The following is a 10,977-nucleotide window of genomic DNA, read 5'->3' as shown; positions in this document are numbered from 1 at the left end:
GAAGGTCCGGAAGGCTTGGCAATTGAGCATCGAGGCCGTGGCAGTACTGGCCGGCCGAAGAAGCTGCCCAAGGCGGTGGAAGAAGATCTGCTCCACCGTCTCGGGCAAGGCCGTGTGCCGCTTGGTGTGGGATATGGGCAAGGAGGAGTGCGACGAATATCTGAATCAAGCGCCCACCGGTGTGCCGGAGGACTTTGCGGGAAAGCTCCTCGAGGTCCCCGTGGGCACAGGCATTCTGACGATGCCGCTCTATCAAACGCTGCCGCGCGCCGATATTACCTGCCTTGACTACTCGCCTGACATGATGGGGCAGGCAAGGGAAAAGGCTGAGCGCATGGGACTCCAAAATGTGCAGTTCCGGCAGGGCGACGTGGGCGCGCTGCCGTATGAGGACAGCAGCTTTGATATCGTGCTGTCGCTCAACGGCTTCCACGCCTTCCCCGATAAGGAGGCGGCATTCCGCGAGACGTTCCGCGTGCTGAAGCCGGGCGGCACATTCTGCGGCTGCTTCTATGTGTCGGGCGAGTGCAGAAGGACGGATCGGCTGATCAAAAAGCTCTACGAGCCGATGAAATTCTTCACCCCGCCGTATGAAACGGTGCAAAGCCTGAAAGTGCGCCTTGAGGGCATGTACGCTGATGTGCAGCTCGGCAATGTGAAGAGCATCGCGTGGTTCGTCTGCAAAAAGGTGAAGTACGCGGAAAAGATGGAGAAAGGACACCGTGAGTGAGAAGATCACGCTCTCCGGCGTGCCGGAGACGATGTTACAGACGGTTTATGCCCGCGCGAAGGAGACGAAGACGCGCGGCGCGATCACCGACAACAAGGCGGTCGAGATCATCGACCGGCTCGACTACGATTTTTCGATGGCCGACAAGGACGCGGCGATGCACAGCGGTGTCATAGCGCGCACCATCGTGCTCGATAAGCTTGTGAAGACTTACCTTGCGGGACATGGCGGCGCGGTGGTCGTGAACATCGCCTGCGGGCTCGACACGCGCTGCTACCGCATGAGCGGCTATGCGCCGCCAGATGGCCGACAGCCTCGAAGACAGACCGTTTCCGCCGCTTACAAGGAAAATGCAGGAGCACTGCTTCTTCGAATTCGGCAGCACGGAGGACCACTTCAAGTACCGCGACGCGGTGAGAAAAGTGTATCCCGACGGCCATTTCCCTGTTTTTGAAGATCATAACCACATGCAGTATCAAATTCGCGACCCGCAGGGCTTTGCGGCGATGCTGGAGTGCATCATCGAGCAAAACGAGCTGCTGCCGCTGCCGTTTTTGCGAAAGTGAGGAAAAGCGCATGAAGGAGAACTACATCATTGCGGCGTTCCGCGAGACTGTCGCGCAGCGATTCCCAGAACAGAGCGTCGAATTGAATCGGCTGCTGGACGAGAAGCTGTCGCGCCTGCGCTCAATGCATCTGAACGCGTCGAAAGAAAAACAGTTCCATTTGGAAAGTCAAATTTTGCCCGGCATCGCTGCCTACGAGACCTTGCAGACCGTCATGCCCAAGGACGAGGCGCTGCAAACCGTCCACGGCTATGTGGCGGAGCATGCGTGGACGATGAGAAAAACCATCCTCAAGCTGCTCAAGGTTTCGGGGCTCTATCATCTGCCGCCGGTGCTGTTCAGTAAGCTGACGCCAAAATTATACGGCGAGACGGCGGGCTTTGCGGCCACGGAGTATCAGACCTCCGGCGGCGTCTGGCGCATCGATATGACGAAGTGCCCCTATCACGACACCTGTGTCGAACACGGCTGTCCGGAGCTCTGCCCCTGCTTCTGCGACAGCGACGACATCGCCTATGACGACCTGCACCCGAAGCTCGTCTGGCACCGCACAAAGACGCTCGGCCGCGGGAATGAGTGCTGCGACTTCTGCCTGAAGCTCGCGGGAAAATGAAAGGAGAGACCGATGAAGTACCACATTGAGAAAAACACCGTGCAGGAGACGCTCGTCATCCCGCTCTACGGGCGCAAGATGTGCTCGGAGCTCTACCCGAACCTGTTCCGCGACGAGACGGCCATGCGCTTGATCGAAGAGATCGACTACGATTTTTCCACGCTCGCGAAAAGGTCGCAGAGCATGATGCAGCAGTTCGGCTTTTTAGAGTGCGCCATGCGGCAGAGCGACCTCGCCTGCGAGGTGCGGGATTATCTGCGATCGCACCCGAACGCGGCGGTCGTGAACCTCGGCTGCGGGCTGGACGCCACGGGCCGCGCCTGTGACAACGGCACGTGCAAAATTTACAACCTCGACTTTCCCGATGTCATCGCCGTGCGCGACGCGCTCCTGCCTGCGGGAGAGCGCGAGAAAAACATCCCCTGCAACTTAAATGACACCTCATGGTTCAGTGAGATCGACGCGAGCGGCGGCGCGGTGTTCTTCGCCGCGGGCGTGTTCTACTATTTCCTCACGCCGCAGGTCAAAGCGCTCGTGTGCGCGATGGCAGAGGTGTTTCCGGGCGGCAAGCTCGTCTTCGACGCGGCGAACCGCAAGGCGGTCAAGCTGATGCTCAAAACATGGCTCAAGGACGCGGAGATCAAGGACGTCGGCGCGTATTTCGCCGTCACCGACGCAAGGCGCGAGCTTTCGGCGTGGAGCGATAGGCTGCGTGTGTCCTCGCGCGGCTACATGCTGGGCTACAACGACTTGAGGAATCAAAATGTACGGAAATTCTTCCGCTTTTTATCGAAGGTCGGCGACGGCATGATGAACATGCAGATCGTCCGCCTCGACTTTGCAAAGGAGAATAAAAAGCATGAGTGACTTCAATGACATCGGCATCTCGCGTGAGCTTGACTGGCCGCGCATCAAAAAGCTGCTGACCATCGGCCTTTTTGCGTCCGTTTTGCACCTCGCCGGTGACCTGATCCTCGGCTAGGGCGTGGAGGACGATGCGCTTGAAGGCGTTTTACAGATGCTATCGGCCTATACTTCTACCTCGGACAGCGGCCTTTTTGCCGCGGCACTGCTGGGGCTTTTCGGCGTGGTGCTTGAGGGACTTGCCTGCTTCGGTGTTTACCGCCTGATGGCGGCGAAGTCGCCGAAATACGCGCACCGCTACCGCTCCGGCATTTTCGGCTACCTGATGTTCTGCGCGTGCGGCTTCCATGTGCCGGTGTGCGCGGCGGTGTTTCTGATGAAACACGGGCTTTCCGAAGCGCTTTTGACGCAGTACAGCGCATACTTCCTGATGCCGCCGCTCGTGCTGTTCTGGATCTTCTTCTTTGTGCTGGTGATGACGCAGATCGTCGCATTCTGAAAGGGGCTGACACCGTATCTGAAGTGGTGCTGCGTCTTCTCTATGGCGTTCGGCATGCTCGTGTATTTTCTCGCGGCGCTGCTCGGCAACCGGCCGCTTGGCAACGCCCTGCGCTGCGCGTGGCTCGCCATCGGCAACGTCTGGATGTTCGGCGGGCTGCTCGTGACGATGAAAAAAGCGCAGCGAGCGTAAGACAGGGGAGAAGACCTCACGGCAAACCGACGCTCTGATATCGGCAAGCGTAAAAAATACGGGAGGGAAGACAATGAACGACGATCAGCTGCAATTTGACCGCACCTGCCATGTGATCTATTCAAAGCCCTGCAAGGCGGAAATTCGGGAGAAGATCGCGCACCACTATCCGGAATCGCAGCGCGAAGCCGTCTGGGAGCGCGTGCAGATGCAGTATGTCGACTTTTTGAGCGACTGGCGCACCGACCTTGGCGGGGAGAAAAACTTCCACAACGGCCCGGGCGGCAATTACGACTGCATCGCGCTGATGGCGTATTACGTCGTCTGCAAGGACGTGACAAGCCTTCAAGAGATCGAGGAGATGGAGGGGAACCTCTTCCTGCCGTCGTTCCGAAAGCTCGGCAAGCTCAAATTCATCGACATCAACAAGCCGCTTTACAAAAAGCTCCTGCACCGCGCGTTTTTGAACGCGAAAAAGCAGTGCGACAAGTGGGGCGACTTTGAGATGCACGTCGCGCCGTTTGACAAGGATCAGCCCATCTACTATGAGTTCACCGCCTGTCCGACCGCGGAATTCGCCAAAAAGCACGACCTTCTCGAGGTCATGCCCGCGCTCTGTAATCCGGATTTTGACGGCATGGAGCTCATTCACGCGCGTCTCATCCGCAAAACGACCTGTTCGAACGGCTGCAAATGCGACTACACGATCTGCGGCGACAAGGACCCTTATTGCCGAGAGCATCCCGAGTACCGCGACGAGCAGGGTTACCGCAGGAACAAATAGAAATCAACGCGGTGAAAATAAAAACGGAACGCGAAAGCCATCGGCTTTCGCGTTCCGTTTTTGTGCGTATTAGGGCGAGGTTATCCGTTTATGAATGTTTCTCACAAAAGTTCGTCCGCATGCTGTGGATTCTGGGGGGGGGTAAGAAACCCTCTCATCGTCTTTTCGAGGATGGCCACGTCGATGGGCTTGGAGATGTGGGCGTCCATGCCCGCGGCGATGCTGTTCTGTATGTCGTCGGAGAAGGCGTTGGCCGTCATCGCGATGATGGGGATGGTCTTGCCGAGAGGGTTTCTGCCGCCGCGGATGGCCTTCGTCGCCTCGTAGCCGTTTATGTGCGGCATTTGAATGTCCATCAGGATGGCGTCGTATTCGCCGGGCTTGACCATCTCGAAGGCCTTGACAAGCTCCGTACTGTCGGGGCAGATCGTGCAGCTCGCGCCGTACATCTCAAGGATGGCCTCGAGAATTTCGGCGTTGAGCGCGTTGTCCTCCGCGCAGAGGAAGCGCATCCCGCTGAGCACCGAGGAGCCGTCTGTCTCAGGTGCGGCGTTCGAGCGCATGCGGCCGATGGCGATCTCGAGATTCGAGAGGAAGGAGATGCTGGCAATGGCGCACATGAACTGGAAGCCGAAGCCCGGATATTCCAGCTGGCAGCGGCTAAAAACATAGTCTGCCGCCTCAACCTCGTCCTTGAGCGTTGCAAGCTCATCAAGGTTCGTCGGCAGCGTCCAGCCGTTGGCGTCGTCCAGCAGCGTTTTATTATAGGTGCTGCCGATGGCGCTATAGCCAATGGGCAGCATATAGATCCCGCCGTTATAGGATACGTCGCGCAGTCTCGACGGGGTGTAGTTGTCCATGAAATCATAGCCCGACAGGTCGAGAAAATCGCCTTCATCGTTCATGCGGCCCGGCGTATAGTAGGTCGTGCTGTAAATATCGGGCAGCTCGCCGGAAAGGCGCATATCCTTCATATAGGAAGAGGTGTTTTCCCCGTTGTAGGGGATGATCTCGAGATTGATCTCCGGATACTTTTCATGCACCAGATCGTAGAACTGAGACATATTGCGGTAAGGCGCATTCATGGTGATGACCTCATGCTCGCCGGAGGCGGTATTGTCATCACTCGTGTTGTTGCCAGCACAGCCGCCAAGCAGCGCCGCCGTGCAGCTCAACGCTAAAATCAGGCTGAGCACTCGTTTTTTTCTGCATGATTTTCTCCCTTGATCCGATGGTGCCGCCGCTCTCTTTCGGAATGTGGAGGAGCAGCGCGCGGCAAGATCGCGTGCGAGGTGAGCCGCAGGTATGAATTTCGCCGCAAATTTGTTAAAAAATCGACAAAATTTGCTTTGTTATACGCCGAAGGAGCAGTTATTGCAAGGAAGAAACGGAAATTTGCGCAAAATGTGCCGCTTTTTTACATATATTTTTCCCGCGCGACACGAGAATTGTTCATACTTTATTTACACCAAATTTAGGTTCGCTTAAAGAATCCACGTTATACTTCAGCCATAGCCTAAAACCAAGGGCGACAAACAAAAAATTCTGGGGTCCACTGTCCACCTCGCCGAACGGCCAAAGCGGCAGACCAAGAAAAACACCGCGGCGCGGTGTTATGATAAAGATCAAGGATCAGTGCAAGCAAACAGCACCGGCGAGAGTTTTCCATCCTTCTCTCGCCGGTGCTGCATTTTACATTTTGAGCTTAATTCGCTGCGGGGGCCTTTTCAAATTCTGCCGCGACCTGCTCGAGCAGTTTGCGGATGGGGAGGTGCTGCGGGCAGACCTTTTCGCACTTGCCGCACTTTAAGCAGTCGGACGCCTTGCGGCCCGGCGCGGTGTGGACATCTTCATAGTAGCAGTCCGCGTTCCAGTCGTGGTGAATCTGCTTGGCGTTCATAATGGCGAAGAGGTCAGGGATAGAGATGTGCTTGGGGCAGCCGTCCGTGCAGTAGCGGCAGGCCGTGCAGGGGATGAGGTCCTTGCTGTGGAAGATCTCCTGCACCTTTTCCACCGCGGCGCGCTCGGTCTCGTCGAGGGGCTTGAAGTCCCGCATGAACGAGATGTTGTCCTGCATCTGCTCCATGTTGCTCATGCCGGAGAGCACCATCATCATGCCGGGGAAGCCCGCGACAAAGCGGATGGCGTAGCTCACGGGGCTGCCGCCGTGCAGGTCTTCAAGCACGGCCTTTGCGTCCTCAGGCAGGTTCACGAGGTTGCCGCCCTTGACGGGCTCCATGACGATGACGGGCTTATTGAATTTGCGGCAGACCTCATAGCACTTGCGGCTCTGCACCGCGGGATCGTCGTAGTCGACGTAGTTGAACTGGATCTGGACAACTTCGATCTCGGGATACTCGGTCAGAATGCGCTCGAGCACCTCGGCGCGGTCGTGGAAGGAAATGCCGACGTGGCGAATTTTGCCCTCTTTTTTGAGCTCGAACGCCGTCTCATACGCGCGGCACTCCTTGAAGTGGTCATAGTTGACAAGACCCTGCGCGTGCATCAGATAGAAGTCGAAATACTCGACGCCGCAGATCTTGAGCTGGCTCTCGAAAAACGGGCGGATGTCTGCCTCGGTCTTGAAATAGTTCGCCGTCAGCTTGTCGGTCAGGATGTACTTCTCGCGCGGATAGCGGCTTGTCAGGCAGGTCTTGAGCGCCTTTTCGCTCTTGCCCTGGATGTAGCCGTGCGCAGTGTCAAAATAGTTGAAGCCCGCGTCTAAAAACGCGTCCACCATCTGCTTGGTCTGCTCGATATCCACCTCTTCGCCGATCATCGGCAGGCGCATGCAGCCAAAGCCAAAATTCTTCTTGATCCGATCCATAGTTTACTTTCCTATTCTTATCCTTTTCCTGCTTGTCGGCAGAAAAGCAGTTTACCTTTACTCCTGCGGAATCGTCTTGAGTTCGCGCCGGATGGCGCGGAAGCGCTCGGGCACGTCCTCGTCCGCCATATCCCTTGGGACGTCGATCGTGCCCGCGGCCTTTGCAGTTTCATAATACCAGCATTTGTACTCCACGGTCTCGAGCGTGTGGCGCATCTCCTCCATCTGCGCGAGCAGCACGTCGCGCTGGTGCGTGAACATCTTGAGGCGCGTGTCGATGGTGTCGTCGCCGCGCAGGGCAAGCTCGATGTACTGGCGGATGTCCCTGATGGACATGCCGGCCTTTTTCATGCAGCCGATGACCTGTAACCACTCGAAGTCCGATTCCTGAAACATGCGGATGCCGCCGGACGAGCGCTCCACAAAGGGCAGCAGACCCTCCTTATCGTAATAGCGCAGCGTGGAAGCGGGGACGTCCAGCTTTTTCGCCATCTCGCCGACTGTGTAGACCATGAAATCCTCCTGAAATGAAAGCGCGCTTTAGGTTGCAGCACAGTGAGTAACTTTAAGTTTCTTTTAGCATACCGCAGCGAAGGAGGCCTGTCAAGCGCCGCACAAAAAGAAAAGCCGCCGAAGGCGGCTTTTCCTCAAATCTTCAAGATCGCGCGAATGTCGTCCAGCGTTTCGGCAAAGTAGATGCCCTCCTGCCGCTCGGGCGTGGAGAGGCCCATGTCGATCATGTGAGCGAGCAGGGCTTTCAAGTGGTCGTAATAGCCGTTCAGATTATAGAGGATGCACGGCGCGGCGAGCTGCTTGAGCGACACCTTTGACATGATCTCGCTGATCTCCTCGAGCGTGCCCGTGCCGCCGGGGAAGGCGATGAACGCGTCGCCGAGCTCGATCATCTTCGTCTTGCGCTCGGTCATGTCGCGCGTGACGATGAGCGTCGTGATCTCGTCATACTCGTAGCCCTTGTCGATGAAAAACTGCGGCTCCACGCCGGTCACTTCGCCGCCCGCGCGCAGCACGCTTTCAGCGAGCGCACCCATCAGGCCGTTTTTCGACCCGCCGTAGACAAGGGCGTTGCCGCTCTTGCCGATGAGACGGCCCAGTGCGCGCACGGACGTCTCAAGCGTCGGATCGTTGCCACTGCTCGCACCGAGATATACGGTGATATTCATAGGAAACAGTCCCTTTCTGTCAAAAATGATTGCCGCTATTCTACCACGGTATGATCTTTCCTGCAAGCGGCGGAAAATCGGCGTTGCGGGCGTAGTCCTGCTGTGGTATGATGTTCTCGCCGCGCACGCGGAAAAAGAGTAATTTTGACTGCTTTTGGAGATATCTTATGATCAAAACGATTTTGTGGGACGTGGACCGCACGCTGCTGGACTTTGACGCCGCCGAGCGCGCCGCCATCCATAGCCTTTTTGTTGAGTTCGGCCTTGGCGAATGTTCGGATGAGCAGGTCGCGCGCTATTCCGTCCTGAATATGAAATACTGGGAAAAACTCGAGCGCGGCGAGATCACGAAGCCGCAGGTGCTCGTCGGCCGCTTTGAGGAGTTTTTCGCGGAGGAGGGCATCGACGTTTCCCTCGCGCCGCAGTTTAACGATGCCTACCAGCTGCGTCTGGGCGACACCATCGTCTACCGCGACGACAGCTATGAGATCGTCAAGTCGCTGCGCGGCAAGGTGCGCCAGTGCGTCGTCTCGAACGGTACGGTCGTCGCGCAGACGAAGAAGCTGACGCGCTCCGGCCTCGGTGCGCTGATGGACGGCGTGTTCCTCTCCGAGCAGCTTGGCGCGGAGAAGCCGAAAAAGGAGTTTTTCGACCAGGTCTTCGCCGCCATCGGACCGGTCGAGAAGGGCGAGACGATGATCGTCGGCGATTCGCTCACGAGCGATATCCGCGGCGGCGACAACGCGGGCATCGTGACCTGCTGGTACAATCCCGAGGGAATCAAAGCGCCGGAGGGTTACCGCATCGACCACGAGATCAGGGATCTGCACGAGGTCTACAGCCTGCTGTGACAAGAAAAGGGAAGAGGACATTCCGAAAAGAATCGGAATGTCCTCTTTTTTGCGTTTACTGCTTGTCCTTTAGCCGCCGCAAGGCGGGAGCGTGAGGCGTGACCGGTTCGCATTGTTTTTTGCATCATGTGATCGTCTCTGCTTTTTATAATACACACGATCATTATAACGCAGTGCATTGATAAAAGCTGTGGTTTTATTCAGTATTTATAAAGGAATGGGATCCTTTTTTTCTTGCCAGACGGCGATGGATATGCTACAATATGACCAATAAACCAAGCTGGTCAAAAATTTCAACAAAGGAGGGAATGCCAATGGCCTTTTCCGCAGAAGAGAACGCGGCTATCCGCGAAACGCTGCTGCGAGAGGCGCGCCGCTGCGCCGTCACGCTGGGGCTGCGCAAGACCTCGGTCGAGCAGCTCACCGAGGCGGCGGGCATCTCGAAGGGACTGTTCTATAAATACTTCGCGTCCAAAGAACTGCTGTTTTTCGAGGTGCTGGAGGATATCCACAGCGAGGTCTATCAGGTGGCCGAGCAGGTGCTGGAGGAGGGCAAAGACCTGCCGCCCGACGAGCGCATCGCGAACGTGCTGCTCACGGCCTGCAGCCGCTTATCCGAGATCGGTGCGATGAAATTCATCGAGGAGGACTCGGCCTATCTGCTGCGCCGCATCCCCGCGCAGGTGAAAGCCGAGCACTACCACAGCGACGAGGTACATATCCGCGACCTTTTGGAAGAGAGCGGCCTGACCCCGCGCGGCGGTATCGCGCTCGCCGCTGCGACGATCCGCGGCCTGATCCTCACGGTGTCACATCAGGAGCAGATCGGCGCGCTGTATCCGCAGGTGCTCGAAACGCTGACGCGCGGCGCGTGCGAAGAGCTGTTTCCGCGGGCGTGAACGCCGCGTGCGGCTTTTTATCACTTGAAGTTAGAGACGTTGAACTAAAAATCAAAACAGGGAGAAATCTGCCGTGTCCAAGCAAGCTACCGAATTTCAGAAAAAGGAAATGAGCAAGATGTACCGCGGCAAGGAGATCTTCAAGCCGCTGAACACCGGCTGGGTCGATGAACATGTCGCCTGCGTGCGCGAATGGGTGGCGAACATCTTTTTCTACCGCAAGGGCGAGACGACCATCATGGTCGACGCGGGCTACAACTATGACCGTCTTGAGGAAAAGATGGGCTGGCTCGGCATCGACCCGAAGTCCATCCGCCATATCCTCATCACCCATCAGGACACCGACCATGTCGGCGCGGTGGAGGCGGACAGCCCCGGCCTTTTCCGGGACGCGAAGCTCTATATCGGCGAGATCGAGAACAAATATCTCACCGGCGAGGTGCGCCGCAAGGTGATCTACCACCTCTACAAGCTGCCGCAGGTGACCATTAACAACGAAAAGGTGCTGCTGCACGACGGGCAGGTCTTCGAGATCAACGGCGTCAAGATCGAATGCTTCCTCGTCCCTGGCCACACGTGGGGGCATATGGTGTACCTCATTGACGACAGGTACCTCTTCACGGGCGATACGATCTGGTTCGGCGCGGACGGCGGCTACAGCTTCATTTCCGCGCTGGCGGAGAGCAACAAGCTCGCAGTCAAGTCGCTGGCGGAGTTGGAGCAGAAGCTTCGCATGCGCGGCCTGCGGCCCGTCATCCTGACGGGCCACACCGGCTGGACGGACGATCTCTACTTCGCCTTTGCGCACCGCGATAAGCTCTGCTCGCCATTCAAGAAGAAAGTGCACGACCCGTCCGCGCCGTACGACGCCTACGACGAGTCGGACGACACAGAGGAGAATGCGAAGTGCGGCTTTTTGCCGCCGGTGCAGAAGATCTGATGCGGAGCGGAGAGAGGCGGGGTTTTCCGCC

General features: G+C 57.3%; 13 protein-coding genes and 1 pseudogene. 10 read left to right on the top strand and 4 right to left on the bottom strand.

What is annotated here, in order from left to right:
* The first annotated feature begins 37 nt into the window (after positions 1-37).
* The 7 genes and pseudogenes from NI20_RS0108305 (at position 38) to NI20_RS0108275 (ending at position 4,248) form a co-directional block, all read left to right on the top strand.
* Positions 38-730, top strand: coding sequence for a class I SAM-dependent methyltransferase (locus tag NI20_RS0108305; protein ID WP_242842959.1), 693 nt, complete (start codon positions 38-40; stop codon positions 728-730).
* Complete coding sequence (locus tag NI20_RS15695) at positions 723-1,184, top strand: class I SAM-dependent methyltransferase (protein WP_242842958.1); 462 nt, start codon at positions 723-725, stop codon at positions 1,182-1,184. The genes NI20_RS0108305 and NI20_RS15695 overlap by 8 nt, the downstream gene beginning before the upstream one ends.
* A 122-nt stretch (positions 1,185-1,306) precedes the next feature.
* On the top strand, positions 1,307-1,909 hold the full coding sequence (locus NI20_RS0108290) for an L-2-amino-thiazoline-4-carboxylic acid hydrolase (protein WP_033120945.1): 603 nt from the start codon (positions 1,307-1,309) through the stop codon (positions 1,907-1,909).
* Between the two features lie 12 nt (positions 1,910-1,921).
* Positions 1,922-2,776 carry a class I SAM-dependent methyltransferase gene (locus NI20_RS0108285; protein WP_033120944.1) on the top strand — a complete coding sequence of 285 codons (855 nt, stop codon included), beginning with the start codon at positions 1,922-1,924 and terminating at the stop codon, positions 2,774-2,776.
* The gene (locus NI20_RS15865) at positions 2,769-2,891 is read left to right on the top strand and encodes a hypothetical protein (protein WP_255358014.1); all 123 of its coding nucleotides are present in this window, start codon (positions 2,769-2,771) and stop codon (positions 2,889-2,891) included. The genes NI20_RS0108285 and NI20_RS15865 overlap by 8 nt, the downstream gene beginning before the upstream one ends.
* Before the next feature lie 36 nt (positions 2,892-2,927).
* A pseudogene (locus tag NI20_RS16005) lies at positions 2,928-3,464 on the top strand (DUF6796 family protein).
* Positions 3,465-3,537: 73 nt separating this feature from the next.
* Positions 3,538-4,248 carry an L-2-amino-thiazoline-4-carboxylic acid hydrolase gene (locus tag NI20_RS0108275; RefSeq protein ID WP_033120943.1) on the top strand — a complete coding sequence of 237 codons (711 nt, stop codon included), beginning with the start codon at positions 3,538-3,540 and terminating at the stop codon, positions 4,246-4,248.
* Positions 4,249-4,349: 101 nt separating this feature from the next.
* On the opposite strand, the gene NI20_RS16000 is transcribed toward NI20_RS0108275, so the two are convergent.
* The 4 genes from NI20_RS16000 to NI20_RS0108255 form a co-directional block, all read right to left on the bottom strand.
* A complete protein-coding gene (locus NI20_RS16000) occupies positions 4,350-5,444 on the bottom strand; it encodes an extracellular solute-binding protein (protein ID WP_033120942.1) in 1,095 nt (364 codons plus the stop codon).
* Positions 5,445-5,953: 509 nt separating this feature from the next.
* Entirely contained in the window at positions 5,954-7,075 is a 1,122-nt protein-coding gene (locus tag NI20_RS0108265) for an aldo/keto reductase (RefSeq protein WP_033120941.1), read from the bottom strand.
* 57 nt (positions 7,076-7,132) lie between these two features.
* A complete protein-coding gene (locus NI20_RS0108260; RefSeq protein WP_033120940.1) occupies positions 7,133-7,588 on the bottom strand; it encodes a MerR family transcriptional regulator in 456 nt (151 codons plus the stop codon).
* Between the two features lie 134 nt (positions 7,589-7,722).
* Complete coding sequence (locus tag NI20_RS0108255) at positions 7,723-8,256, bottom strand: TIGR00730 family Rossman fold protein (protein ID WP_033120939.1); 534 nt, start codon at positions 8,254-8,256, stop codon at positions 7,723-7,725.
* 167 nt (positions 8,257-8,423) lie between these two features.
* Here NI20_RS0108255 and NI20_RS0108250 point away from each other — a divergent pair, with 167 nt between their 5' ends.
* From NI20_RS0108250 to NI20_RS0108240, 3 genes are all read left to right on the top strand, one after another.
* On the top strand, positions 8,424-9,107 hold the full coding sequence (locus tag NI20_RS0108250) for a YjjG family noncanonical pyrimidine nucleotidase (RefSeq protein ID WP_033120938.1): 684 nt from the start codon (positions 8,424-8,426) through the stop codon (positions 9,105-9,107).
* Between the two features lie 314 nt (positions 9,108-9,421).
* Entirely contained in the window at positions 9,422-10,006 is a 585-nt protein-coding gene (locus tag NI20_RS0108245; protein ID WP_081958429.1) for a TetR/AcrR family transcriptional regulator, read from the top strand.
* 73 nt (positions 10,007-10,079) lie between these two features.
* Entirely contained in the window at positions 10,080-10,946 is an 867-nt protein-coding gene (locus NI20_RS0108240; protein ID WP_033120936.1) for an MBL fold metallo-hydrolase, read from the top strand.
* Positions 10,947-10,977 lie beyond the last annotated feature (31 nt).

The organism is Oscillibacter sp. ER4 (assembly GCF_000765235.1).
GTDB lineage: Bacteria > Bacillota > Clostridia > Oscillospirales > Oscillospiraceae > Hominicoprocola > Hominicoprocola fusiformis.
Note: the sequence above shows the minus strand (reverse complement) of the source record. Positions and strands in the feature narration are given on the sequence as shown.

Coding starts and splice junctions, on each gene's coding strand:
- NI20_RS0108290 (WP_033120945.1), top strand. CDS start 1,307: ATGAAGGAGAACTACATCATTGCGGCGTTCCGCGAGACTGTCGCGCAG.
- NI20_RS0108285 (WP_033120944.1), top strand. CDS start 1,922: ATGAAGTACCACATTGAGAAAAACACCGTGCAGGAGACGCTCGTCATC.
- NI20_RS15865 (WP_255358014.1), top strand. CDS start 2,769: ATGAGTGACTTCAATGACATCGGCATCTCGCGTGAGCTTGACTGGCCG.
- NI20_RS0108275 (WP_033120943.1), top strand. CDS start 3,538: ATGAACGACGATCAGCTGCAATTTGACCGCACCTGCCATGTGATCTAT.
- NI20_RS0108265 (WP_033120941.1), bottom strand. CDS start 7,075: ATGGATCGGATCAAGAAGAATTTTGGCTTTGGCTGCATGCGCCTGCCG.
- NI20_RS0108260 (WP_033120940.1), bottom strand. CDS start 7,588: ATGGTCTACACAGTCGGCGAGATGGCGAAAAAGCTGGACGTCCCCGCT.
- NI20_RS0108255 (WP_033120939.1), bottom strand. CDS start 8,256: ATGAATATCACCGTATATCTCGGTGCGAGCAGTGGCAACGATCCGACG.
- NI20_RS0108250 (WP_033120938.1), top strand. CDS start 8,424: ATGATCAAAACGATTTTGTGGGACGTGGACCGCACGCTGCTGGACTTT.
- NI20_RS0108245 (WP_081958429.1), top strand. CDS start 9,422: ATGGCCTTTTCCGCAGAAGAGAACGCGGCTATCCGCGAAACGCTGCTG.